Genomic DNA, 25,756 nt, shown 5'->3' with positions numbered 1-25,756 from the left:
GGAAAAATGGTGAAGCTGCCGGTACGAAGAGAAAGGGCCTTTCCTAGAGTGGTGAAGGAAAGGCCGCATAAATATGGCAAAGCTAGGAACAAAAAAGCCAGTCAGTTGCTTAACTGACTGGCATTACCACCTTTACAGGCAGCGGTTCAAATTTAACCGCTTACATCCGCATAACTAACCTTTCGCGTGGGCTATCGCTTCGCGGGCTAATTCGGTTATCCGGGCAAAGTCGCCTTTAGCAATGGCATCGGCCGGTACTAACCATGAACCGCCAACGCAAAGCACGCCGCTTAACGCCAGATAATCACGGCAGTTGTTTAACGTGATACCGCCGGTCGGGCAAAAACGCACCTCAGAGACCACGCTACAGATAGCCTGCAGCGCTTTTACGCCGCCGTTAGCTTCTGCCGGGAAGAATTTAAATTCACGCAGACCGTAGTCCATACCCAGCATCAGTTCAGAAACGCTGCTGATACCCGGAATTAACGGGATATTGCCTTCCACGGCCGCTTTTAATAATGGCTCTGTCAATCCAGGGCTAATGGCGAACTGGCCGCCTGCGGCAACGACGTCGGCCAACTGCTGCGGATTTAGCACCGTACCGGCACCAATAATGGCTTCAGGCACTTCTTTTGCAATAGCGCGGATAGCGTCAATGGCGCACGGCGTACGTAATGTGACTTCCAGAACGCGAACGCCGCCGGCAACTAACGCCTTGGCTAACGGAACGGCATCTTTAAGCTCTTTAATCACAATAACCGGCACAACCGGCCCATCGGACAGAATTTTTTCAGCGCTTACTTTCCAGTTCTTCATTTACTCAACTCTCCATAAAGCCAATCAACATCGATTATCGCTATTGTTATAGCGGCGAGCGTCAAAGCCGTTCTAAATTAACGTGTAACGGATCACACGCGGATACTAAATTTGTTTATGCGGACCAGAACACGTCTACCGGCGTTTTATCCTGATGTATTACGCTACGAACCGGCATCTCATTAACGTCATGCCCTTCCTGTGCCTGATGGTAAACGGCTCGTTTCGCTTCACCAACCAAGTGCAGGAATATGTGGCGGCTGTTAAGCAGCGCCGGTAAGGTGAGCGTGATTCTGTCGAGCGGTGCGGTTAACGGCGTCATTCCCATACACAGGCGGCCAGACTTCATATCTAGCGCAGGGAGCAAATTCTCGGCCCCGGGAAACAGTGACGCGGTGTGGCCATCGTCACCCATGCCCAAAATCACAACGTCAAACGGTCTGGCCATAGCCTTAATCGATGACTCAACGTCGCTAGCCCCTTCGAACGGCGTTTTTGCCGCACTCTTTAACGAGACAAAGCGAGCGGCCGCGGCTTTACCCTGTAATAAATTTTCACGCACTAACTTTTCATTGCTGGATTCATGATGCTCATCAACCCAACGTTCATCGGCCAGCGTGATGGTGACTTTATCCCACGCCAAAGGCTGCTGACTGAGCAGTTTAAATAACCCTAATGGCGTTTTGCCGCCGGAAACCACCAGACTTGCATTTCCCTTTGCGTCTATTCCTTTTTGCAACTCACTGGAAACCCGCTGGGCTAAGCGACGATTTAATTCATCCGTTGTGGGAAAGTTGGTAAAGTTTGCCATGATAGTTACCTTCATTAGCGGACCTTAATAACACCGGAATAACCGATGAACCACCCGATAACCTCAGGTGGCGTACTGATTTAGCCAACGTGCTGGCTAAGCGAGTTACTCAAATTCGCTCCATGACCGCCCGTCTCGGGTGATCATCGCCACCGATGCAACCGGCCCCCACGTACCCGCCTGATATGGCTTAGGCGGCTCGTTATCGGCAGCCCAAGCGTTCATGATTGAATCAACCCACGTCCAGGCTTCTTCCACTTCATCACGACGCACAAACAGCGCCTGAATGCCGCGCATCGTTTCAAGCAGTAAGCGCTCGTAGGCATCGGCCACGTGCTGCTCGTGGAAGGTGTCAGAGAAGCTTAAATCAAGCTTAGTCGTTTGTAAGCGGTGCTTGTGGTCTAAACCCGGTACTTTATTCAGAATTTGAACTTCAACGCCTTCATCGGGCTGGAGACGAATGGTCAGCGTGTTAGGCGGTAGCTGCTGGTAAGACTCTCTGAACAGGTTTAGCGGCGGATTTTTAAAGTAGATAACCACTTCTGAGCATTTAGACGGTAAGCGTTTACCGGTTCTCAGATAGAAAGGCACGCCAGCCCAGCGCCAGTTGTCGATATCAACGCGTATCGAAACAAACGTTTCGGTGGTACTGCGCTTATTGGCACCCTCTTCGTCCAGATAGCCGGGCACTTTTTGCCCCTGCACAAAACCGGCCGTGTACTGACCACGCACGGTGGTTTCGCGAATATTGGTGTGATCGATGCGGCGCAGAGAACGTAAAATTTTCACTTTTTCATCGCGGATGCGATCGGCGCTGAGATCGGCCGGCGGAGACATCGCAATCATGGTCAGAATTTGTAGCAGGTGGTTTTGCACCATGTCGCGCATTTGGCCAGCTTTGTCGAAATATCCCCAACGACCTTCGATACCCACTTCTTCTGAGACCGTAATCTGTACGTGGTCGATGGCGCTGTTGTCCCATTTAGCGGCAAACAGCGAGTTGGCAAAGCGCAGGGCCAATAGGTTCAGAACGGTTTCTTTACCCAAATAGTGGTCAATACGATAAACCTGGGATTCATCAAAATATTCAGCAACCTGATTATTAATTTCCTGAGATGACTTGAGGTCCGTTCCCAGCGGTTTTTCCATCACCACCCGGCTTGGATACTTGTTCAGACCGGCTTCGCCTAAACCACGGCAAATCGCGCCAAAGGTGCTTGGCGGCATAGCAAAATAGTTGATTGTCGCGCGATTTTCCTGATCCAGCATTTCACCAAGCTGCTTAAATGATGCGCTGTCATTGACGTCCAGATTGCAGAAATCTAAACGGCTGCTGAGCTTTTGCCACACTTCAGGAACAATGGCTTCTTTCATAAAGGTCGTGAGGGCTTTTTCGATAACCGCCGTATATTCAGCCTTATCCCAATCAGCGCGGCCAACGCCAAGAATGCGCGTGTCCGGATGGATATGACCGGCCTTTTCCAACTGATAAAGTGATGGTAATAGCTTGCGGCGGGCTAAATCGCCTTTTGCACCAAAAATAACTAAATCACAGGCCTGAGCTATTGAGTCATCAACCATAACTATCTCCTCACAAAGCCCTGCCCGGTGGTTAAACACGGCTTCGAAAAATATGTAATTTTATTACATAAGTAATGTACCTCTTTAATTGCGCGCCGTAAACAGGCGCAATTAAAAGGTCTAAACTTAATAATAAATTCAATTTAAATACGTTTAACTGATTAAATTAACAGGATTTAACCAATTATCTCTCCTCTAACACAACCAAAAGGCAAAAAAATCAGAGGTCAGTCAAATATTATGAAAAAAAACTACAAAATTATTCTCTCTTACTGCATGGTCCGTCATGCCGTAGTATATTTCCATAGATCGGGTATCGATTTCACCTTTGAATGCAATAGGCAAAGAGTAGCGGGATTAAAATATGCTAGAAAGAATTCATAATTTTAGAGAATCATTAAGCAAATCCGAACAAAAAGTTGCCGATGCAATACTGGCCGCTCCTCAAACCGCTATCCATTCAAGTATTGCTACCTTAGCGAAAATAGCTAACGTTAGCGAGCCTACCGTTAACCGGTTTTGCCGTCGTTTAAATACTAAAGGGTTCCCCGATTTTAAGCTGGCATTAGCCCAAAGTCTGGCAAACGGAACCCCCTACGTTAACCGCAACGTAGATGAAAACGACACCACCGATGCGTTTACCTACAAAATATTTGAATCAGCCGTTGCCAGCCTGAATATGGCGAAAAACAGTCTTGATATTATAGCGATTAATCAGTGTGTAAATTTGCTTACCGCGGCTAAAAAGATCTCTTTTTTTGGCTGCGGGGCCTCTTCCGTGGTGGCACACGATGCGATGAACAAATTCTTTCGCTTTAATATTCCGGTTATCTACTTTGACGATCTGGTTATGCAACGCATGAGCTGTATAAATTCTCATGAGGGGGATGTGGTGGTTCTGATATCACACAGCGGCCGGACTAAAAGTCTGGTTGAGCTGGCAGAAGTTGCCCGCCAGAATGGCGCAACCGTGATTGCAATTACCTCTCAGGGTACTCCGCTGGCTAAGGTTGCCAATCTCTCTATTTTATTAGACGTACCGGAAGATACCGATATTTATATGCCAATGGTTTCTCGATTGGCTCAACTTACGGTGATCGATGTGTTGGCGACGGGCTTTACCCTGCACAGCGGTTCTTCATTCAGAAATAATTTAAAGCGGGTAAAAGACGCGCTGAAAGAATCGCGGTTCGATAAAATATAAGCGCCGCACGTTCAATCAAATTAGACCATATTTGAGAACCTAGCTATATAGTGGTATAAATCCCCCAAGAAATTTAGAGATCTACGTTTACTTCATTTGTTTCTCTTGGGCTTAACGCATATAACGCGTAGGTTATCTAGAGAAAACACCATGTTGATAGTAAAACGCAAGAAGCGGCGTTGGAATTAATGCCCTGCATAGGGGCACGGCCATCGCCGGAATTCAGTACTGTAAGGATAAAAACTTTATCATGTTCAATGGAGTTATACATGTCCAGAAGGCTTAGAAGAACCAAGATTGTTACAACGTTAGGCCCGGCAACTGACCGTGACAATAATTTAGAAAAAATTATCGCTGCCGGAGCCAACGTAGTCCGCTTAAACTTCTCCCACGGTACCCCAGAAGATCATCAACTCCGCGCTAACAAAGTCCGAGAAATCTCAGCAAAACTAGGTAAACATGTCGCTATATTAGGCGATCTGCAAGGTCCAAAAATTCGCGTCTCAACCTTTAAAGAAGGGAAAGTATTCCTTAACGTTGGCGACAAATTTCTGCTCGATGCTAACTTATCTATTGGCGACGGTGATAAAGAAAAGGTTGGCATAGATTATAAAGGCCTGCCTGCCGACGTGGTTCCCGGCGACATTCTGTTATTAGACGATGGCCGCGTTCAGCTTAAAGTGCTGGAAGTCCAAGGCATGAAGGTCTTTACCGAAGTCACCGTCGGCGGGCCGCTGTCAAACAACAAAGGCATTAACAAGTTAGGCGGAGGCCTTTCGGCCGCAGCACTAACCGAAAAAGATAAGGCCGACATTCTAACCGCCGCTAAGATCAACGTTGACTATTTAGCTATCTCCTTCCCGCGTACCGGCGAAGATCTAAATTATGCCCGTCGACTGGCGCGCGATGCTGGCTGTAATGCAAAAATTGTCGCTAAAGTTGAACGGGCTGAAGCCGTAGCAACCGACGCGGCAATTGATGACATCATTCTCGCGTCTGATTCCATTATGGTCGCCCGGGGCGATTTGGGCGTAGAAATTGGCGATCCTGAGCTGGTTGCGGTGCAGAAAAAACTGATTCTGCGCGCCCGCCAGCTCAACCGTACCGTGATTACCGCTACGCAAATGATGGAATCGATGATAACTAATCCGATGCCAACTCGTGCAGAAGTCATGGACGTAGCCAACGCCGTACTCGATGGTACCGATGCCGTTATGCTGTCTGCTGAAACCGCAGCCGGTCAATATCCTGCCGAGACCGTTGCCGCCATGGCTGGCGTTTGCCTCGGTGCAGAAAAAATGCCGCGCTTAAATGTGTCTAAGCACCGCCTTGATATCGAATTTGACAATGTCGAAGATACCATTGCCCTGTCGACCATGTATGCGGCAAACCATCTGAAAGGCATCAAAGCCATTATTGCGATGACAGAATCGGGCCGCACGGCGTTAATGATGTCGAGAATCAGCTCCGGTTTACCGATTTTTGCCTTATCTCGTCACGACCATACGCTAACCCTTTGTGCCCTTTACCGCGGCGTTACGCCGGTGAAGTTCAGCGGAGACTGCGATGGCCTACTGGCGGCAACCACGGCCACTAACCAACTGCGTGATAATGGGTTTCTGATGTCAGGAGACTTGGTCATTGTGACTCAGGGTGACGTTATGTCACAGATAGGAAGCACCAATACCTGTCGTATCCTGCGGGTGGAATAATGATGAGCATCGCTGGCTGATAGTCGGTAAAAAAACCGCCCCAATCGTCGTCACCCCGTTGAAAAACGGGGTCTGTCCTTGAGCCAAACGTTAATTTATTAGCTAAAACCTGGGTCCCGGCTTTCGCCGGGATGACGAAGTCGCGGTTTGTCAGTAACCAAAAAGGGCCGTTGAGGCCCTTTTCTGTTATCTACCGTTACCGAACGTTCCGGCTTACCCTTTATCGTTGGGCCAGAGATCCTTTCTTTTATAGGGCTCAATATCACCGTCTTTTCGGGTTTTAAGAAACTTAAGCACCCATACATACTGCTCAGGATTCGAGGTAATCAGTTTTTCAACTTCTTCATTCATCCGGCGAGCAATGGTGTGGTTATCCGCATCGGCGATATCGTCCATTTCTGGGTTGATGTAAATATCCAGAATACCTTCGTCAGCCCGATAAACCGGAAATAGAGGAACAATGGCCGCATGGCACACTTTCATTAAACGCCCTACCGCCGGTAACGTCGCTTTATAGGTGGCGAAGAAATCAACAAACTCACTGTGCTCTGCGCCATGATCCTGATCGGGTAGATAATAGCCCCAATACCCCTGACGAACCGAGCTGATAAACGGTTTAATGCCATCCTGACGGGCGTGCATACGACCACCAAAGCGACGGCGTACGGTATTCCACATCCAGTCAACTAACTCGTTTTTCTGATGATGAAACATAGCGGCCATCGGCTGACCGCGGGCGGCCATCATCATGGCAGGAATATCAACGCTCCAGCCGTGAGGGACCATAAAGATCACGTTGCGGCCAGATGCTCTAATCTCATCAAGCAGTTCGTCACCGTGCCAGCGAACTCGCTTTTTGAGAAATTCAGGGCTGCGTACGCTTTGCTCTACCATCAACATGGTTGAGTGGATCGCGGTGATCCACATTTGCTCAATGATTTTTTCCCGCTGCTGCTCGCTCATTTCAGGAAAACAGTAATATAAGTTTATTCTGGCCCGACGCTTAGCACTGCCAATAAAACGCCCGGCAAACCTACCTAAGGCGTTTAACGCCGGGTTTCGGATCTTAACCGGAACATAGGCCAGCAGCAGCATAACGCCAACGCCAGCCCATACGCCCCAATACTTGGGAAGAAAAAAAGCGCGTTTAAACTGGGGAATAAATTCGATGTTTGCACGTTTTTGTTTTTGCATGCCATAGCTCATTAGGTAGAGAAAGCAGTAATCCGGTGTCCATCGGGTAGTCAACGAATTAAGTTAAATAAAAAATTGGTCAGCGGCTAGCTTAAAAACAAAACGCTACCGAGAAACTGTCTCAGTAGCGTTTTTATTTAACAATCAGAGATGAAGTTGAGGAATCACTTCTTTAGCCAGAGCCATATAATCTGAACGATCTTTACCAATCAGCCCTTCCGAACGAGGCAGGGTTGCGGTCAATGGATTAACCGCTTGGTCGTTCACCCACAGTTCAAAATGTAAATGTGGGCCGGTGGAACGGCCGGTATTACCGGATAATGCGATGCGATCTCCGCGCTTAATCTTCTGACCTTGCTTAACTAAAATTTTATTCAAATGCATATAACGGGTGCTGTACTGGCGACCATGACGGATAGCGACATAGTTACCCGCAGCGCCGCTGAACTTAGCCACCACCACTTCACCATCGCCAACGGCCAGAACGGGCGAACCAATCGGCATTGAGAAATCAACGCCTTTGTGAGGTGCAACGCGGCCGGTAATCGGGTGTAATCGACGAGGGTTAAACGGAGAAGAAACCTTATATTGCTTTGGCGTCGGATAGCGCAGGAAACCTTTCGCCAGCCCGGAACCTTCGCGATCGTAGAATTTGCCGTCGCTAGAAAGAATCGCGTAATAGTCTTTACCCGAATTCTGCATTCTGACGCCAATCAGCTGGCTCTGCTCGCTTTTTCCATCCAGAACCTCTCTGGAAAGCAGCACCGAAAAACGATCGCCTTTACGTAACTTACGAAAATCAAGCTGCCATTGCAGTGCTTTCGTCACCGCATGGATTTCACTGTTGGTTAACCCGGCAGCTCTGGCGCTGGAAACAAAGCTTCCGTCAAGCGTTCCGGTCAAGACGTTATTTTTCCACTCGCCTTTTAACGTATTAATGGTTTCAGTAAAAGCATTACCATTACGCTGGTAAACCCGAGTTTCACGGCGGGAAACCGCCCAGGTGAAACTTTGCAGATCGCCATCATCGTTTAACGTCCAGCTCAGCTGTTGCCCGATTTTTATGTTAGCCAGCGCTGGATTTTTGTTGGTTAACAAATAAACGTCCGAAGAATCAATGCCAAACTGGGTCAAAATAGAACTTAGCGTATCACCGCTTGAAACCACATATTCGTTAGGAACAACCTCACCGCCGATTTTCTCATCCAGCTCGTCTTTAGGAATATCGTCATCCGGCGTTGGCTGATCCATTGGCTCCGCGTTATCGGCCGTTTGGCTGTCGTCAACGGTTGAGGTAGTTGTGGTGGTTGATATAGGGGGAATCGTGTCTTCGGTCTGCGGTTGGTAAATGGCCGCCTGCCATACCAACATGGCCCATGTAAGAAACAACAGGGCCCCAAACGTTAACCGCTGGGCCCGTGACATATTGTTATACTTTAGCGCAATGGTTCTAACTACTTGGAGCACTACTCAAATTCCTCGTTCTGTTACTCCAGACAGCCGGCAAACTGTTGGGATAGCTGAGTTAGAAACTTTACATAGCTATCTTTACCTAACGCGATATTGCTGCCTAGCGGATCCAATGTCCTGATACGTACATCTGTTCCTTGGGCGACAGCATTGATTACGGCTGGCTGGAATTGTGGCTCAGCAAAAACGCAAACGGCTTTATGCTCAACCAACTGTGTTCTAATTTGGTGTAAACGTTGCGCTCCCGGCTGGATTTCTGGATTCACGGTAAAGTGCCCTGCTTGGCTTAAGCCAAAGGCTTTTTCGAAATAACCATACGCGTCGTGAAAAACAAAATACCCTTTGCCGTGCAACGGCTGCAGTATGTTAACAACTTTTTCTTTTGTTTGCTCGAGTTCTTGCTCAAACTGATGAAGATTAGCATCTAATTTGGCCTTATTTTGAGGCATAAGTTCCAATAATTGGTCATGAATAGCGATAGCTGACCGCTTTGCAATCTCCGGTGACATCCAGAGGTGCATATCGTAATCACCATGATCGTGGTCATGTCCGTCACTGTCAGCATGATCGTGCTGAGAATGGTCATCGTGCTCTTCCTGTTCCGTTCCTTTGCTTAATAATGGTTTGACGGAACTCAGTTCAGATAGGGCTATTTTTTTCTTTTCATCGATTTGCTGCAGTGGTTTAGTCAGAAAAGCTTCCATATCCGGGCCAACCCAGATAACCAAATCGGCAGAACGTAAACGCTGGACATCTGACGGGCGAAGAGCATAATCATGCGGCGATGCGCCATCCGGAAGCAGAACTTCAGTAGGCATTATGCCGTCAGTAATTGCTGAAGCAATGAACCCGAGAGGTTTCGTTGTCGTTAAAACCGCCGCTGAAGCTTGAGTTGCTATGCCAGCCATAACAAAGGTGCTTGCCAGTACCGCACGGTTTAGCCATTTAGCATTTGAGATACGCTGCATTTATTTTAACCTCATCATAATAGTCATTGTCATCGATATGTTATATTATAACATATCGTAAATTCTGCAAGAAAAATGAATATGTCCAGTTTGCTTAGTTTAGAACATATCTCTGTTGTTTTCGGTAGCCGCAAGGTGCTGTCTAACGTTTCGCTTACGCTAAACGCGGGGCAGATATTGACAGTGATCGGCCCGAACGGCGCGGGGAAATCAACGCTAGTACGCGTGGTACTCGGCCTGGTTACGCCCTCCGCTGGAAAAATGAACTATCCTGCAGGATTACGCATCGGATACGTTCCACAAAAACTTCACCTCGACCCAACGCTGCCGCTAACCGTCGATCGCTTTATGCGCCTTCGGCCCGGCGTAAAGAAGGCGGATATCATTCCCGCCCTCAACCGCGTGCAGGCTAAGCATCTGCTAAACATGCCGATGCAGAAGCTATCCGGCGGTGAAACCCAGCGAGTGCTGTTAGCCCGAGCTTTGTTAAATCGCCCGCAGCTGTTAGTGCTCGATGAGCCTACGCAAGGCGTGGATATTAACGGCCAGCTGGCGCTGTATGATTTAATTGAGAAACTACGTTCGGAGCTGAACTGCGGGGTTCTTATGGTATCTCATGACCTGCATTTAGTGATGGCAAAAACCGATGAAGTGCTTTGCCTTAATCAGCACATATGCTGCTCAGGTGCCCCTGAGGCGGTTTCAGAGCATCCGGAATTTATTGCGATGTTTGGCCAACGCGGAGCTCAAAAGCTGGCCGTTTATCACCATCATCATAACCATCAGCACGACCTTAAAGGCCGTATTATTCTTAAGAATTCAGGCGGCAATAAACATGATTGAACTGTTATTTCCGGGGTGGATGGCGGGTGTTTTACTGGCGTTAGCTGCCGGTCCGTTGGGGTCGTTTGTTGTCTGGCGTCGAATGTCCTATTTTGGCGATACGTTAGCCCACTCCTCACTGTTGGGCGTAGCCTTTGGACTATTGTTAAACATCAATCCTTTTTACGCGGTTATCGTTATTACGCTGCTTTTAGCTATCGGATTGGTATGGCTTGAACGCCGCCCACAGTTTGCCGTAGATACCCTACTCGGTATTCTGGCCCATAGCTCACTCTCGCTGGGCTTGGTCACCATCAGCCTGATGTCTAACGTCAGAGTTGACCTGATGGCTTACCTGTTTGGCGATCTGCTGTCTGTCACCATGACCGACCTGTGGATGATTGCTGCCGGTGTAGTAATCGTATTACTTACGCTTTGGTGGCAATGGCGCCCGTTACTGTCAGTAACCGTTAGCCCTGAGCTTGCTCACGTAGATGGCATAAACCCCGAGCGGGTACGGTTATTACTGATGCTGGTCACGGCGCTCACTATTGGTCTGGCAATGAAATTTGTCGGAGCGCTGATTATTACGTCATTGCTGATCATTCCGGCTGCCACCGCCCGACGCTTTTCCCGCACGCCAGAACAAATGGCTGGTTTTGCAGTGATAATTGGCATAATTGCCGTAACCGGTGGGTTAACCTTCTCATCTTTCTATGACACGCCCGCGGGCCCTTCCGTTGTGCTTTGCTCCTGCTGTTTGTTTATTCTTAGCCTGATAAAGAAACAGACGGATTAACATAATGGAAAATAACAACAAAATTTTTTTACCATTGGCCAATAGAAAACCGAAGATTTTAGTATAAATCGGGCCACAATAGCGTTTAAAATAGCAGCATATAAAAGCCTTGCTTTCGTGATTTGATCATTAACGCAAGGCTCTTTTTATGTGTGGTGATATAACATTGCTTCTTTTCTCAACCAACCGCAGATAACCGTAAAGTTAACATTGTGAATATTGATATTATCGGCCTACTGAACAGTAACTATATCCTCCTGTTATTCGTCGTATTAGCATTAGGCTTATGCTTAGGAAAGATAAAGTTAGGTTCTATTCAGCTAGGTAGTTCCATCGGCGTATTAGTGGTATCCCTACTGCTTGGTCAACAGCATTTCGAGCTCAATACTGAAGCGCTAAGCTTAGGCTTTATGCTATTTATTTTCTGCGTTGGCGTGGAAGCCGGGCCAAACTTTTTTGCTATTTTCTTTCGAGACGGTAAAAACTATTTGATGCTGGCACTGGTGCTAGTTGGTAGCGCAATGTGCATCGCGCTTGGCATCGGTAAATTCCTTAAATGGGATATCGGCCTGACCGCAGGAATGCTAGCCGGCTCGATGACTTCAACGCCAGTATTGGTCGGTGCAGGCGATGCGTTAAGGCACACCACGGACAATGCTCAACAGCTTGCCGCGGCTCAAGATCACCTCAGTCTGGGCTATGCATTAACCTATTTGATTGGTTTGGTCAGTCTGGTTTTTGCCTCCCGCTATTTACCTAAGCTACAGCGCCAGGATCTTCCTACCTGTGCCCAACAAATTGCCAGAGAGCGCGGTTTAGATCATAACAGCCAGCGTAAAGTCTACCTTCCGGTTATCCGAGCCTATCGGGTCGGTTCTGAACTGGTGGCTTGGGCTGCGGGGAAAAACCTGCGTGAGTTAGGTATTTATCGTCAGACCGGCTGCTATATCGAGCGTATCCGCCGTAACGGAATCATTGCCTCGCCCGATGGCGATGCGGTATTGCAAATCAATGATGAAATCGCGCTGGTTGGTTACCCTGATGCGCACGCCCGTTTAGATCCTAGCTTTCGCAACGGCAAAGAGGTTTTTGAGCGTGATTTATTAGATACCCGCATCGTGACCGAAGAGATTGTGGTTAAAAACAATAATGCCGTAGGAAAACGCCTAAGCCAAATCAATCTGACCGATCACGGCTGTTTCCTTAATCGGGTCATTCGCAGTCAGATTGAAATGCCGATTGACGACAATATCGTTTTAAATAAAGGCGATGTTCTGCAAATTAGCGGCGATGCGCATCGGGTAAAAGGCGTGGCCGACCGCATTGGTTTCATCTCCATTCACAGTCAGGTTACCGATCTGCTGGCCTTCTGCGCCTTCTTTATTCTAGGTTTGATGATTGGCCAAATTACCTTCCAGTTCAGTAATTTCTCATTTGGTATCGGTAATGCCGCCGGATTATTATTCTCAGGCATCATGCTGGGCTTTATGCGGGCCAACCACCCGACTTTCGGCTACATCCCTCAGGGTGCGCTAAATATGGTTAAAGAGTTTGGTCTAATGGTATTTATGGCCGGTGTCGGTCTGAGTGCCGGTAGCGGAATTAGCCATAATCTGGGGCTGGTTGGCGGTCAGATTTTGATTGCCGGATTGATCGTCAGCTTAGCGCCGGTAGTGATTTGTTATCTGTTTGGCGCTTATGTACTGCGCATGAACCGTGCATTGCTATTCGGAGCCATTATGGGCGCCCGTACCTGTGCTCCGGCCATGGAGATTATCAGCGATGCCTCGCGCAGTAACATTCCGGCGTTAGGATATGCAGGGACTTATGCCATCGCCAACGTGTTACTGACCCTAGCAGGTTCACTGATCGTTATTATTTGGCCTGAATTTTTATAAAAATTTATTGTTAATTAGCTGGTTATAGATTTTTTTCAAATTTATTATATTTGAGATGAACTATTTATCACCGTCAGCGTCTTAATTAGTGCCACTGCTTTACTTTAGAACTCCCTCATTGAGGTTGGCCCGATAAGCCCTTATTTACGTTTCATGCTTATCGGGCTTTTTATTGTCTTAAATTCCTGCACGTTCATTTTTCCCCATGCATGTGATACAACAATGACATACAATGATTGGATGCATTATTCAGCATAAGCCACCCTAAACCGTCATGATAAGTGGATTCCTATGTCATTAATGAAAAAGATTTTTATCGGCTACATCCTGTGTTTTGCTATCGGCACGGCCATGCTGTGTTTGTACTATTTACCATCAACAGATATTGTCAAAATAACCGGTTCTGAAGTAAAACGCGTTGATAACGACGGCCCTATTTCTGCCGATAATCCGGCCGATGGCCCAACCCGTGACGTTTACTATATTTATACCAGCGACGTGAATAAGAAGATCATGGTATACCGTAACGAAGATACTGGCTGGAGCGTTCCGTGGTACTTCAAATTTAACAGTGCCGATATTCAGGCTCAGGCCCAGTCTGCCAACGATGCAAATCAAATGTCGCGCATTGTCTATTACGGATGGCGCTTCAATATGGTGAATATGTTTAAAAACATCGTATCCATTAAGCCCGTTGAAGGCTTTGGCGCATCAACCTTTTCGTTCTATACCATTTTGAAATTCGCAGGCTGGATTATCTGGCTGGCGCTTATTTTAGTGCAGCTAGCGATTCCAATGATGATTCGCCGCAGAAGAGAACGCAGAGAACTGGCCCGCCCTGACGGCTCAATTGTTGAGTAATCTGAAGTAAATTAACAATGCTTAACGGCAGCCGAATAGAAATCGGTCTGCCGTTATTTTTTACTCTAATCAAAACTGTGTTCCTGCACCCTACCGACCTGAACCTAATACTTCGAAAGAATATCGATTATCTTATTTTACGGTCATACCAACGGAAATAGTCTTCCGTACACTCACGCCCCGATTTAACCAACGCTATCTTATTCTCGTCAGTCAGATGAAAATCTGTCGTTTTGACGTCCAGAGTATCGATATAAATGGTTCTTTGCTTATCATCGCTTAAAGCATGGCTTAATTCCTGAGCATCAAGAACCGTATGAACAAGCGCCTGCGCATAATCAATAATATTATTAATTTTTGCATGCTCATTGATGTTGTTCCTGAAATTAGAAATTTCTTCTTTCGTATCTAGCCTGAAACCCAGCGTCTCCTCATTATATATGCTATTGGAAGTAAATCTCTTGGGTAATCGGCAGGTGGTATATATATATCTCCTGCTATCGAATAGTTTGATGGGATAATTATTCACCACGCCGCCATCAATATATACGTCTCCACGTTGGCTATTGATCGGAACAAAAAATAGTGGAATTGACATTGAGATCCTCATTGCATCGGCAACGATCATTTGTGGCGTATGCTCAGCCGAGAATATTTCTTGAGAGGATGTCGATAAATTAGTGCCAATGAGATAAAGCAATTTGAATCCCTTCTCTTTCTTCATAATATCCATATCATAGAAAGTAGCTTCACTGTTCCCAGTTTTTCGACCAATTAAATCACCAATCCAGCTTCTGAGATATTCTCCCTGATACCAGCCAAATTTACTCAATAGCCTATTGGTATCCCTGACAACACCCCATGTATCATCCATAAATTCGCTGAAATCCAGATCCCATAATATCTTTTCGGCTTCTTCTAACGTATAGCCTAAGCTAATAATCGTCGCCCATAGAGCCCCGGAGGATGTCCCTCCGGTTCTAATGATATTGTTTATTATTCCTCGTTTAGTAAGCACTTCAAATGCGCCTAAATAAGCGACGCTCTTCACGCCACCGCCCTCAAAAACAAGATTGCTAAAATTATAGCTCATAACCCTATTCCCTTTAATAGTATGATCTTAGTTAATATATAACCAGTATCATTAATGAATAATAAGAACGCCCATTTTCATCTATAAAATTACTCTTATAGATTCTCTGCGGATTAATAACCAAGGTTTATATAACTCCCAGAATTAATATTTAACCAACGCAAAATCATTATTCTAAATATAATGATTTGGTTAGCTCCAAGCAAAAAGATAATTATAATTAATAAAATATAATAATTATTAAAGATTTATTGCATCCATTGCGTGTTTAAATGAGATTTTTTATTATGATTGTTAATCCATTAGCGTTATCCTGATAAGTAATAGTTATTTTGATGTACCGTTGTTATTGTCTGCATTGAGTGTAATTCAGAGGAAAATACGATATGCCAGTATCATCAATGTAAATATGGAGGTGTATAATGAATAACAGGATAATAATAGAAGGTGTAGTATTTGATTTTGAGAGTTACTTCCTTCGGAAAGGTGATTTCTCAGTATATCTGTCTGAGATGGAAATGAAACTCTTAAAACTATTAATTGATAATAGAGGGAGAGTAGTAACTAAACAGGAAATATCTGAGGTGATATGGGGGGTTACTGAGGGTAATGATGAGAATGTGGTTCAACTAACCCATAAAATTAGAAGGGTTATGAAAAATTTGTCTATCGAACATTTGATCAAAACCAAAAGAAATATGGGCTACATCTTTAGTGGCGAAGATGACGATATTAATAATGATATGAGATACCAGAGTGACGATAGCATTCATCACCAAGACAATGTTCACATAGGCTCTAAGATTTTAGGAGTGGTGAACAAGAGTAATCTACTGATTGCCGTTGTTACCGTTATTGTTGTTTTTATTTTATCTCTTCTTATTCTTAATATTATTAATACTCTTGGAATACAAACACTGATTGATAGGCTTAATATAAAATAGGCCATCACTATTTCCTGACATTCAAGCCTCATATTGGGAGTTTATAGCTCCCAACATCCCTACATATTTATGATGCATGTTATACGTTGACTTTATAAATAATATTACTGCGATGCTATTTAATAATTAATGATAAATTGCTTTTAATCTTAAAAAGGCATACCTGCTATTATCCCACATAACCAGAAATAGCAAGTTGTGTAATATGGAAAAATGAAATGCCGATCTGTCCCTGAAATTAATTCTACCTAATTATGCTGCCGCCTTATAATCAACCGGAGACAAATAGACCAACGTTGAATGTTTGCGACGGCGACTATAGAACACCGCTATATAATTGAATATTAAATTCATTGCTTCTGCTCAGGTAATAAATATCTTTCCCTGTATCAGCGCTATTTTTAACGTGTGATAAAAACCTTCCATCACCGCATTGTCATAGCAGCAGCCCTTACCACTCATTAAGTTAATTAAACACTACCCCCCCAATCTTTTACTCGCAAATATAATTGCCCACATTAGAAGTGGGCAATTATATTTGCGAGTAAGACTACCTAATCTTCCCTATATAATGAGTATCTTAATTTATCATCGCATTAGCATTACGCGCAGTTACAACCCATAAAGTATCTTTTAAAGCACTCTGCCCCTGGGATGAACACGCTTTAAGCCCCAAGCGAGACCAGCTTTGGCTCAAACTGCTTATATACATACATTTTTGTGTCCTTAGATTTTTTAATTGTACCGCCCCAGTGGATGTGTATACCATATTCCAATGAGTTTCACTTCCACCACAATCACGTTGAACGACCACGTCTCCATACACTTCTTCAAGAACGCCAGAAGCTAAACATTGCATAGAGCTTTTATTTTTGAATATTAATGCTGCCGTTCCGTTATCAAGACCTATATATGACAATGTAAAGTTCTGGGCACTTGAATTTTCTGCCGCCCTATAGTCATAAGCACTATAAGTAAATACACCGCCCTCCGAACCGTTAATAACGGTTATATTTTGACCTGTTTGGATGTTATATATAGAGGCTATCTCATTTTCTGCATCCTCAGCATAAGAGCTATGAGTAAAACCAGTTAATAAAAAGACAATAGTTGCTGTAACGTAATATAAATATTTGTTCATATTATTTTCCTCGATTATAAATATTAATTAATGTTTGTTGTAAAATAAAACAGGTGCGTGATCGGAAGCCATAACGTAACCGGCAAGTTGAGCAAGATAAAGCGTTGCGACAATTGCCGGAGTCCATTGAGCACCAATTTGGCCGACAATAGCATAATCTAAATTACCGCCCCCGGAATGGGTGGCAGAACCCTGACTAATAACGGTTACATTGCTGGCAACAGTAGGACTTAAAGTCGTTAATGCCTGTATGAAGTTAGCCGAAGCCCGGTTGTAGTCACCCATTACGATCCATTGGTAACTTGTTGACTGAGGCAGTCTAGAGTAATAGTTTCGAATGTCTGCTATTACCTGTGGTGCTTCGTTATTTGGATGTGCTCCTGCATGATAAGTGTAATAATCATCGTTACCATATCGAATACCCATAATATCTCTTGCTGTCCGTCCTGTTGACGGATTTCTAAAGAGCAGGATTCTGCTTGGTGCTTGCGTGGTTGCAATAGCAAGATTTACGCGGCTTAGCCCAGTACTCAGGAAATAAATATAAATATTATTGGGCCTAGTTGCTGTCCCCAAATTCCAAATATATTGACTTACCTGCTGAAGACTATTGTTTACATTATCAACGGGCACCGGATTTGGATTAATCACTGCTGATATAGGTGGGGCTCCGACCTCCTGTAAAGCAAGAATATCAACATGCCCCTGACCATTAATTAAACTCCTAACGGCCGTTTGCCATTTATTTTCCGAACTAGCATTAATTCCCTGCATATTCCAGGTTGCTGTGGATTTTTTATTAACGCCAGCCTGCACATTAGCAATTGCACAAAGACTTAATATAAAAATCTGGAATAGCAACCATCTTTTAGATGTGAATTTCATAGTCTCTCCTAGGTATACATTGTTAAAGAATCTATCTTATTCCTCTGTCATTCATATCGAATGTTGTATTATGCAATGAAAATAAATCCAGACGATAATATAACCACCTTGTTCTATATCATGCAAAGTTGATAATATAAACATTCTCCGAAGACACAAGGAATTTTATTATTAAAAATATATTTCTATAATTAATAATAATTGGTAATTATTTAATGATAATATTATATCAATCCATTCTCTTTATTACTCCCTCAGCAAAGTAGAATATTTAGCGATATTTTTCATATTCAGAGGAGTATAAATTTAATGGAGTGGAAATGGCTGAACGATAATGTTGATGTCGTTTGTCACCAGAGCGCCTAACATAGCTATATAAATTTCTCCTCAAGATCGGTAGAATTCGCTCTAATTCCCAACGGTCATCAACACCGAAGAATCCCTCTTCTACCGTATGACGAAATCAATGAGTTTTAAGTAATGTCCAATACTACGTCCCAAGCTCCAACAATCGGCTTTGTTTCGCTCGGCTGCCCAAAAAATCTGGTGGATTCTGAGCGCATTTTGACGGAGCTACGCACCGATGGTTATCAGGTAGTGTCAAGCTACGAAGGCGCAGATCTCGTCATCGTAAATACCTGCGGTTTTATTGAGGGCGCAGTGCAAGAGTCCCTTGAAGCCATTGGTGAAGCGCTAAACGAAAACGGTAAAGTGATTGTGACCGGCTGTTTGGGCGCGAAAGAAAATCAGATTCGGGAAGTACACCCAAAAGTACTGGAGATAACCGGGCCGCACAGCTATGAGCAGGTACTCAAACACGTTCATACCTATGCGCCGAAACCGGAATATAACCCCTTTACCAGCTTGGTTCCTGCTCAGGGTATTAAGCTTACCCCTAAGCACTACGCCTACTTAAAAATCTCTGAAGGCTGCAATCATCGTTGTACTTTCTGCATTATTCCGTCCATGCGTGGCGATCTTGACAGCCGCCCTATTGGCTCAGTGCTTGATGAGGCTAAACGCTTAGCCGAAGCGGGCGTAAAAGAGCTATTGGTTATCTCTCAGGACACTTCAGCCTACGGCGTTGATATTAAACATCGTACCGGCTTTTGGAACGGTCAACCGGTTAAAACGGATATGGTCAGCCTGTGTGAGCAGCTGTCGGCGTTGGGGATTTGGGTTCGTTTGCACTATGTTTACCCTTATCCACACGTTGACGATGTCATTCCGTTAATGGCTGAAGGTAAAATTCTGCCTTATCTGGATATTCCGCTCCAGCACGCCAGTCCGAAAATTCTGAAAGCGATGAAGCGCCCGGGTTCTGTAGAACGCACGCTGGAACGCATTAAGCGCTGGAGAGAAATATGCCCCGAGCTGACGCTGCGCTCAACCTTTATTGTTGGATTTCCGGGCGAAACCGAAGAAGACTTTACCATGCTGCTAGACTTCCTAAGCGAAGCGAAGCTGGATCGCGTTGGCTGCTTCAAATACAGCCCGGTTGAAGGCGCTACGGCCAACGAACTTGACGATCAGGTTCCTGAAGAGGTTAAAGAACAACGATTCCATCGTTTTATGCAGCTTCAGCAGAAAATTTCAGCCCAGCGGCTGCAGGATAAGATTGGCCTGACCTATCAGGTTATTATTGATGAAGTGGATGAAGAAGGCGCAATTGGGCGCAGTATGGCCGATGCGCCTGAAATTGACGGCGTTGTTTACCTTAACGGTGAAACTAAGCTGAAGGTGGGTGATATTGTTCAGGTTAACATTGAGAACGCCGATGAGTACGATTTATGGGGCTGCGTCGCGAAATAAATTGGCTTTATCTTTTGGTGAGTGAAAGGCACTCTTCGGAGTGCTGAAACCGTCGGCAAAGCGGTTTAATTTGGTTTATGCCATTTTCAGTTCAAATGATATCCTGACGGTCCTGATTTTATTGCCGAGCAGAAGGATATTGATCGTGTACCACTTTCTTTATAGCTCCCCCGTTGGCCAGTTAAGGCTTGTCGCCGATGACGTTGGCCTGCGCCAGCTATGGCTGCCGAATGAAGTAGAAAACCGTCAGCCAAACAATAGCTGGTCAGAAAATGCCAACCACCCCACCATTAAACTTGTGATTAAAACCTTAGATGATTACTTTGCGGGTAAACCAGTCAGCTTTAGCGCTATCCCGTGTGCACCGCAAGGGACCGAGTTTCAGAAAAAGGTATGGCGGCAGTTAACCACGATTAATTATGCCAAGGTTATCAGCTATGGCGATATTGCAGCCGCATTAGACAACCCAAAGGCCGTTCGCGCAGTTGGCGGTGCCGTGGGCCGCAATCCTATTGCCATCATTCTGCCCTGTCATCGAGTGCTCGGAAAAGATAATTCGCTGACCGGATACTCCGGTGGCCTGACGGTAAAAAAAGCACTGTTGGCAATTGAAGGCATAGCCTACAAGGCTTAGCGTAGCCAGAATGTCGATGTGATTACTGGCGCTTTAACAGCGTCAGTACTTCGTAATGAGCGGTGTGCGGAAACATATCAAACAGTTGAGTGTTAATAATCTGGTACCCTGCCAGCCGCTGTATGTCTTTGGCCATGGTTTGAGCGTTACAGCTTGAATAAATAATATAGGCTGGCGACATCTCGGCCAGATACCGGCAAAGTTGCTCACCAATACCCCGGCGAGGCGGGTTAACCAAAACCAAATCCGGTACGGCAAGTTTACTTTCAGCAAACCGGGTTGAATCCAGTGCATCAAAGTGAATATCGGTTAGCCCGATAGACTGCGCCGACTTTTGCGCACATTCAATGGCTTCTGCGCTGATTTCAATGCCGGTCAATGAAATAGTCGGAATCTTTGCCGTCGCGCAGTGCAAACCAAACCCGCCAACGCCACAGAACAGATCCCACATGCTGCTAACGTCTAGCGTCGACACCCACTCTCTTGCCGTCTGATAAAGCTTCTCGGCCACTTCAGGATTAGTCTGGAAAAAACTGCGCGGGCGGATAAACAGCGGAATGTGGTTAAAATGCTCTTCTAACGATTCGTCGGGGGTCAGAATAATCTCCCGATCGCCTTCCAGCACCGCCATATGCACCGGTTGAATATTGGCAGAAATAACGCACAGTAAAGGTAACTGAGATTGCAACCACGGTAAGGCGGTTCTGAGTTGGTCCAGTTTGGCCTCTGAACGCAGCACAAAGCGCAGCATTAGTCGACCGTTAATCCGGCTTTCAGTTAACAGAATAAACTTCAGCTCGCCCCTTCGGCGTTCAACGTTATAGGGCGTTAACCCCGCTTTGGCGATAAAGGTTTTCAATATCGGAAACGCTGGCATCATCGATGACGTATAAAGCGGGCAGTCGCACAGGTCAACGACAGTTCCCTCTTTTACCGGTAGCCCCAACGCAGGTCGTTCAACGCTGCCGCTGACCACCATTTTTGCTTTATTACGAAAGGCCGATTCACTACTGCCAACCGGTGCCAACGAATGTTGAGTCGTTTGCCCAGCCATCAGCATGGCTAAATCATTCTGCTTGTCGGTAAGCTGCTGTGGGTAAGGTTTATCAATCCACCGGCACGAATAGCACAGCCCTGCGGCATGAAGATCGCACTGCATCAGCGTTGGCTCCGGGGCTTATGGTTGAAAGAGCATATTGAATCAAAAAAGGACATGAATTAGTGCAGACGATGAGCAACCGGTGCAATAACCTGAATATCTTCTTCACCGTCGTTATCACTGACGGTCAGAAGATCGTTAGCTTTGGCTTCCATAATGATCTGAGTCGTCTGCTCTTCGCCTTCTTGCAGCAATAGGCTGAACTGTTCAAGCGTAATACCCGCGCTAACGCTTATAGACTGACAAATAACCATTTTAGGTAGGTTATCATCCTGAATATCGATAAATACTTTCATCGTGAGCGAAGAGGCATTGATTTGGCTAAGATCGGCAACCAGAGGAATTAACGCAACCGGACGGATTTCCGCTACGGCAGAAAACAGAATCACATTATCCAGCAGGTCCACTTTAGCATCAAAAATTCCGTCAATGCTCTGTAGATGCGGTAAATGCAACGCCTGGCAAGAGTCGCATTCAAAGAAGGACACGCCCAACTGCTCAAGCCAGCTACGAATTAAGGCTAAGTCAGGAACTATCAGCGTTTCCATGGGGTATGCCCTCAGTAGATCAAAAAGGAAGTGCAATAGGATACGGAATATTACCTTATTTAGCACCTATTGAGGTAAGTTATTATGAATTCTTATGTGAAACTGGAGAGAAATGTGGCCTTACAACATTTTCAGAATATGGATCCTCACCTACTGCTTAGCATCGTTAATATGAAACTGAGAGACCAGTACCCATCGTTGAACGATCTGGCCCGCAGCTATGATATTGACGCCAACGCGCTTTGTCGCAAGCTGTCTGAAGCAGGCTATGAATATCAGCCTACCAACAATCAGTTTAAATAGCGCGAAATTACCTAGCGGGTTGCCCAACCCTGCTTATGTAAATAGGCCAAAATAAACGGACGACTCTCTTTACGTACCGTTGCCGATATTTGATCGCTCCAGCTAACCTGCTTCTGGTTATCAGTACGAGTTTGATAATAAGCAACAATATGGGCATCGTACTCGGCCAACAATGCCCGGTTTAGCGGTTGGTAACTATTTTCATGTACAAGAATGCCCGCAGGTAATCTCGGTTTTAGCTCCGGATTTTGAGCCGGATAGCCTAAACATAAACCAAATAAGGGTAAAACGTGGTCGGGCAATTTCAGCAACTCCGTCACCGCACCGATATGATTTCTTAAACCGCCAATATATACACCACCCAACCCTAATGATTCAGCCGCCGTTAATGCATTTTGTGCCATCATCGCGGTATCCACCGCCCCAAGCAGTAGCTGTTCAGCATAGCCGAGCTCTGCATCGGGGCAAATCTCTTTACTGCGGTGAAAGTCTGCGCAAAACACCCAAAATTCAGCAGCCTGAGCCACATACTGCTGCCCTCCGCTGGCTTCCACCAACGCTTGACGTATATTGTGATCGGTCACCCGAATAATCGACGTACACTGCAAAAAGCTAGAACTGGAGGTTGATTGAGCCGCCCGGATAATGGCTTCCCTCTGCGGCTCACTGATAGCCTGTGGAGTAAAAGCGCGAATAGAACGATGCGAACAGAGTAATTCGATAGTTGGTGTCATTGGCAAAACCTCAGGATTCAGACAAATATTTTCAAACGAATTTATTGCGAAATTATATGCGGTTAACACCCGATAGATAATAATTATTAAACTAACAGGTAATTCCTGCTTTTTTTTATTACTGATGGAAGGCATAGTAACGCCAGCGTTATTATGTTATTGGTCAACGGCTAAAGGCCAAAAAGAAATTAAACCGTTAAGGAGTATTCATGTTTGTAGTTATTTTTGGTCGCCCGGGCTGTCCTTACTGCGTTCGCGCTAAAGAATTAGCAGAAAAACTAAGTCAAGAACGTGAAGACTTCAGCTACAACTATATCGATATTCATGCAGAAGGTATTACCAAAGCCGATCTGGAAAAAACCGTCGGTAAACCGGTAGAAACCGTACCTCAAATCTTTATCGATCAGGTTCATATCGGCGGTTGTACTGATTTTGAAGCCTATGCAAAAGAGAATTTAAGCCTGTATCAATAAGCATTAATCTACTCTTATTTAGCAAAAAACCGGACTGTTTAAACGTCCGGTTTTAGAAGCTACACAAAGTATCTCAATGTAGTTTTATCGTAAGTTTCATCTATCTTTACCCATTCGCATCATTAACGCCGGAATATTGGTTTCCCCTAGCGGCCGAAGCGCCATATTTTCAAGTATGAAGCACTTCGCTTACCATCTCGAGTGCCTTTAGCTATCGGGCTGCTCTCTGGAAATCCCAAAGTGCCTATAGGCATGCTGAGTTGCCATTCGCCCTCTCGGCGTACGCTGAATAAACCCCTGTTGAATCAAATAAGGTTCGATTACGTCTTCGATGGTTTCTCGTTCTTCGCCAATGGCCGCCGCCAGGTTATCTAGCCCCACCGGCCCGCCCATAAACTTATCAATAATTGCCAGCAACAGCTTTCGATCCATAAAGTCGAAGCCTTCAGCGTCGACATCAAGCATGTCTAACGCGCGGGTCGCCACATCGCCACAGATAGCGCCGTTGGCCCGGACCTCGGCAAAATCTCGTACCCGACGTAATAAACGGTTTGCGATACGCGGCGTACCTCTGGCCCGACGGGCAATATGGTTGGCCCCTTCATCGCTCATATCCAGACCTAAACACTGGGCGCTGCGGGCAACGATATATTCCAGATCTTTAACCTGATAGAACTCAAGCCGCTGCACGATGCCAAAACGATCGCGTAGAGGCGAAGTCAATGAGCCCGCTCTGGTGGTTGCGCCTATCAGCGTAAAGGGCGGTAAATCTATCTTAATCGAACGGGCCGCTGGCCCTTCACCGATCATAATATCTAGCTGATAGTCTTCCATGGCAGGATAGAGAATCTCTTCAACCACCGGTGAAAGACGATGAATTTCATCGATAAACAGAACGTCATGGGGTTCAAGATTGGTCAGCATCGCCGCCAAATCGCCCGCTTTCTCTAATACAGGACCCGACGTGGTGCGTAAATTCACGCCCATTTCGTTAGCCACAATGTTAGCCAACGTGGTTTTACCTAGGCCTGGAGGCCCGAAGATAAGCAAATGATCGAGCGCATCACCGCGCATTTTTGCCGCCTGAATAAAAATTTCCATTTGCTCACGTACGTGGGGCTGGCCCACGTATTCGCTAAGCAGTTTCGGCCGCATCGCGCGATCGATAGGATCTTCTTCTTCAAACTGTGCTGCAGGTGAAATTAAGCGGTCAGCTTCAATCATGCTATATCTCTTTCAACTTAAAGTGCCGCACGAAGTGCTTCACGAATGAGCGTTTCACAGTCCGTGTCCGGTTTCATCACTTTGCTGACTAATCGGCTGGCTTCCTGAGGCTTATAGCCCAGCGCAACCAGCGCAGAAACGGCTTCGGCTTCGGCGTCATTGTCGGCGCTCTTAGATGGGCTTAGCGGTGGTAAATCTGAATTATTATTGAACAGATCGCCGTTAAGGCCTTTGAAGCGGTCTTTCATTTCAACAACCAAACGCTCGGCAGTTTTCTTACCGACGCCCGGTAATTTAACCAGAATACTAACCTGTTCTTGCTCAACGGCATGAACAAACTGCTGTGCAGACATGCCGGATAAGATCGCCAGAGCTAGCTTAGGGCCAACGCCGTTAACTTTTATCAGTTCGCGAAACAGCGCCCGCTCTTGCTTGTCATTAAAACCATATAATAGCTGAGCGTCTTCACGCACCACAAAATGGGTAAAGATAATCGCTTCTTGCCCCCGATCGGGTAATTCATAAAAACAGCTCATTGGCATAAACACTTCATAGCCCACGCCGTTAATTTCGATTAACACTTCAGGCGGCTGCTTTTCTAGAATAATTCCACGTAAACGACCAATCACGATTCGGACTCCTTATACCCACTCACGGTGATTCTATATCA

26 protein-coding genes are annotated in these 25,756 nt (G+C 45.7%); 12 read left to right on the top strand and 14 right to left on the bottom strand.

Features of this window, described 5'->3' with window-relative positions; genetic code table 11:
• A partial coding sequence (locus tag GVI43_RS15930) for a hypothetical protein (RefSeq protein WP_246201862.1) occupies positions 1–117 on the top strand: 117 nt, incomplete at its 5' end.
• A 57-nt stretch (positions 118–174) separates the two neighbouring features.
• On the opposite strand, the gene GVI43_RS14580 is transcribed toward GVI43_RS15930, so the two are convergent.
• The 3 genes from GVI43_RS14580 to zwf form a co-directional block, all read right to left on the bottom strand.
• Complete coding sequence (locus tag GVI43_RS14580) at positions 175–816, bottom strand: bifunctional 4-hydroxy-2-oxoglutarate aldolase/2-dehydro-3-deoxy-phosphogluconate aldolase (protein ID WP_159567588.1); 642 nt, start codon at positions 814–816, stop codon at positions 175–177.
• Positions 817–931: 115 nt separating this feature from the next.
• Positions 932–1,627: a 6-phosphogluconolactonase gene (gene pgl / locus GVI43_RS14575; RefSeq protein WP_159567587.1), complete on the bottom strand. Its 696-nt coding sequence runs from the start codon at positions 1,625–1,627 to the stop codon at positions 932–934.
• 105 nt (positions 1,628–1,732) lie between these two features.
• A complete protein-coding gene (gene zwf / locus GVI43_RS14570) occupies positions 1,733–3,208 on the bottom strand; it encodes a glucose-6-phosphate dehydrogenase (RefSeq protein ID WP_159567586.1) in 1,476 nt (491 codons plus the stop codon).
• A 364-nt stretch (positions 3,209–3,572) separates the two neighbouring features.
• Here zwf and GVI43_RS14565 point away from each other — a divergent pair, with 364 nt between their 5' ends.
• On the top strand, positions 3,573–4,412 hold the full coding sequence (locus tag GVI43_RS14565) for a MurR/RpiR family transcriptional regulator (protein WP_159567585.1): 840 nt from the start codon (positions 3,573–3,575) through the stop codon (positions 4,410–4,412).
• 269 nt (positions 4,413–4,681) lie between these two features.
• Entirely contained in the window at positions 4,682–6,124 is a 1,443-nt protein-coding gene (pyk, locus tag GVI43_RS14560) for a pyruvate kinase (protein WP_159567584.1), read from the top strand.
• Between the two features lie 213 nt (positions 6,125–6,337).
• On the opposite strand, the gene lpxM is transcribed toward pyk, so the two are convergent.
• The 3 genes from lpxM to znuA all read right to left on the bottom strand — a co-directional run bounded on the left by lpxM (position 6,338) and on the right by znuA (position 9,756).
• A complete protein-coding gene (lpxM, locus tag GVI43_RS14555; protein ID WP_159567583.1) occupies positions 6,338–7,318 on the bottom strand; it encodes a lauroyl-Kdo(2)-lipid IV(A) myristoyltransferase in 981 nt (326 codons plus the stop codon).
• Between the two features lie 144 nt (positions 7,319–7,462).
• Positions 7,463–8,785 carry a murein DD-endopeptidase MepM gene (gene mepM, locus GVI43_RS14550; protein WP_159567582.1) on the bottom strand — a complete coding sequence of 441 codons (1,323 nt, stop codon included), beginning with the start codon at positions 8,783–8,785 and terminating at the stop codon, positions 7,463–7,465.
• A 20-nt stretch (positions 8,786–8,805) separates the two neighbouring features.
• Positions 8,806–9,756, bottom strand: coding sequence for a zinc ABC transporter substrate-binding protein ZnuA (znuA, locus tag GVI43_RS14545; RefSeq protein ID WP_159567581.1), 951 nt, complete (start codon positions 9,754–9,756; stop codon positions 8,806–8,808).
• Positions 9,757–9,837: 81 nt separating this feature from the next.
• Between znuA and znuC the strand changes: the two genes are divergently transcribed.
• The 4 genes from znuC (at position 9,838) to GVI43_RS14525 (ending at position 14,136) form a co-directional block, all read left to right on the top strand.
• Positions 9,838–10,599 carry a zinc ABC transporter ATP-binding protein ZnuC gene (gene znuC / locus GVI43_RS14540; RefSeq protein WP_159567580.1) on the top strand — a complete coding sequence of 254 codons (762 nt, stop codon included), beginning with the start codon at positions 9,838–9,840 and terminating at the stop codon, positions 10,597–10,599.
• Positions 10,592–11,377: a zinc ABC transporter permease subunit ZnuB gene (znuB, locus tag GVI43_RS14535; RefSeq protein ID WP_159567579.1), complete on the top strand. Its 786-nt coding sequence runs from the start codon at positions 10,592–10,594 to the stop codon at positions 11,375–11,377. The genes znuC and znuB overlap by 8 nt, the downstream gene beginning before the upstream one ends.
• Positions 11,378–11,589: 212 nt before the next feature.
• Positions 11,590–13,275 (top strand): aspartate:alanine antiporter, encoded by a 1,686-nt coding sequence (locus tag GVI43_RS14530; RefSeq protein ID WP_159567578.1) that lies wholly within the window; start codon positions 11,590–11,592, stop codon positions 13,273–13,275.
• Between the two features lie 300 nt (positions 13,276–13,575).
• Positions 13,576–14,136: a DUF1523 family protein gene (locus tag GVI43_RS14525; RefSeq protein WP_211959106.1), complete on the top strand. Its 561-nt coding sequence runs from the start codon at positions 13,576–13,578 to the stop codon at positions 14,134–14,136.
• 127 nt (positions 14,137–14,263) lie between these two features.
• Here GVI43_RS14525 and GVI43_RS14520 read toward each other — a convergent pair whose 3' ends face one another.
• Positions 14,264–15,229 (bottom strand): patatin-like phospholipase family protein, encoded by a 966-nt coding sequence (locus tag GVI43_RS14520; RefSeq protein WP_159567576.1) that lies wholly within the window; start codon positions 15,227–15,229, stop codon positions 14,264–14,266.
• A 422-nt stretch (positions 15,230–15,651) separates the two neighbouring features.
• On the opposite strand from GVI43_RS14520, the gene GVI43_RS14515 reads away from it, so the two are divergent.
• Entirely contained in the window at positions 15,652–16,173 is a 522-nt protein-coding gene (locus GVI43_RS14515) for a winged helix-turn-helix domain-containing protein (RefSeq protein ID WP_159567575.1), read from the top strand.
• Positions 16,174–16,753: 580 nt separating this feature from the next.
• Here GVI43_RS14515 and GVI43_RS14510 read toward each other — a convergent pair.
• Positions 16,754–17,314, bottom strand: a complete 561-nt coding sequence (locus GVI43_RS14510; protein ID WP_159567574.1) for an RICIN domain-containing protein — start codon at positions 17,312–17,314, stop codon at positions 16,754–16,756.
• A 27-nt stretch (positions 17,315–17,341) separates the two neighbouring features.
• Positions 17,342–18,199 (bottom strand): cytolethal distending toxin subunit B family protein, encoded by an 858-nt coding sequence (locus tag GVI43_RS14505; RefSeq protein ID WP_159567573.1) that lies wholly within the window; start codon positions 18,197–18,199, stop codon positions 17,342–17,344.
• 480 nt (positions 18,200–18,679) lie between these two features.
• On the opposite strand from GVI43_RS14505, the gene rimO reads away from it, so the two are divergent.
• Together rimO and GVI43_RS14495 are read left to right on the top strand one after the other, a co-directional pair.
• Entirely contained in the window at positions 18,680–20,011 is a 1,332-nt protein-coding gene (rimO, locus tag GVI43_RS14500; protein ID WP_159567572.1) for a 30S ribosomal protein S12 methylthiotransferase RimO, read from the top strand.
• Positions 20,012–20,156: 145 nt separating this feature from the next.
• Entirely contained in the window at positions 20,157–20,645 is a 489-nt protein-coding gene (locus GVI43_RS14495; RefSeq protein WP_159567571.1) for a methylated-DNA--[protein]-cysteine S-methyltransferase, read from the top strand.
• A gap of 22 nt (positions 20,646–20,667) precedes the next feature.
• Here the strand turns inward: GVI43_RS14495 and rlmC are convergent, their stop codons facing one another.
• Complete coding sequence (rlmC, locus tag GVI43_RS14490; protein WP_159567570.1) at positions 20,668–21,804, bottom strand: 23S rRNA (uracil(747)-C(5))-methyltransferase RlmC; 1,137 nt, start codon at positions 21,802–21,804, stop codon at positions 20,668–20,670.
• A 59-nt stretch (positions 21,805–21,863) separates the two neighbouring features.
• Positions 21,864–22,352 carry a type III secretion system chaperone family protein gene (locus GVI43_RS14485; RefSeq protein WP_159567569.1) on the bottom strand — a complete coding sequence of 163 codons (489 nt, stop codon included), beginning with the start codon at positions 22,350–22,352 and terminating at the stop codon, positions 21,864–21,866.
• Between the two features lie 84 nt (positions 22,353–22,436).
• Here GVI43_RS14485 and GVI43_RS14480 point away from each other — a divergent pair, with 84 nt between their 5' ends.
• Positions 22,437–22,655, top strand: coding sequence for a DUF4250 domain-containing protein (locus GVI43_RS14480; RefSeq protein WP_246201870.1), 219 nt, complete (start codon positions 22,437–22,439; stop codon positions 22,653–22,655).
• 11 nt (positions 22,656–22,666) lie between these two features.
• Here GVI43_RS14480 and nfsA read toward each other — a convergent pair whose 3' ends face one another.
• Positions 22,667–23,389, bottom strand: coding sequence for an oxygen-insensitive NADPH nitroreductase (gene nfsA / locus GVI43_RS14475; protein WP_159567568.1), 723 nt, complete (start codon positions 23,387–23,389; stop codon positions 22,667–22,669).
• Between the two features lie 209 nt (positions 23,390–23,598).
• Here nfsA and GVI43_RS14470 point away from each other — a divergent pair, with 209 nt between their 5' ends.
• Positions 23,599–23,862, top strand: a complete 264-nt coding sequence (locus tag GVI43_RS14470; RefSeq protein ID WP_159567567.1) for a GrxA family glutaredoxin — start codon at positions 23,599–23,601, stop codon at positions 23,860–23,862.
• A gap of 207 nt (positions 23,863–24,069) precedes the next feature.
• Here the strand turns inward: GVI43_RS14470 and ruvB are convergent, their stop codons facing one another.
• A complete protein-coding gene (gene ruvB / locus GVI43_RS14465; protein WP_159567566.1) occupies positions 24,070–25,086 on the bottom strand; it encodes a Holliday junction branch migration DNA helicase RuvB in 1,017 nt (338 codons plus the stop codon).
• Between the two features lie 17 nt (positions 25,087–25,103).
• Positions 25,104–25,715, bottom strand: coding sequence for a Holliday junction branch migration protein RuvA (gene ruvA, locus GVI43_RS14460; RefSeq protein ID WP_159567565.1), 612 nt, complete (start codon positions 25,713–25,715; stop codon positions 25,104–25,106).
• Between the last annotated feature and the right edge of the window lie 41 nt (positions 25,716–25,756).

This window comes from Budvicia diplopodorum, assembly GCF_009800925.1.
GTDB classification, from domain to species: Bacteria; Pseudomonadota; Gammaproteobacteria; order Enterobacterales; family Enterobacteriaceae; genus Budvicia; species Budvicia diplopodorum.
Note: the sequence above shows the minus strand (reverse complement) of the source record. Positions and strands in the feature narration are given on the sequence as shown.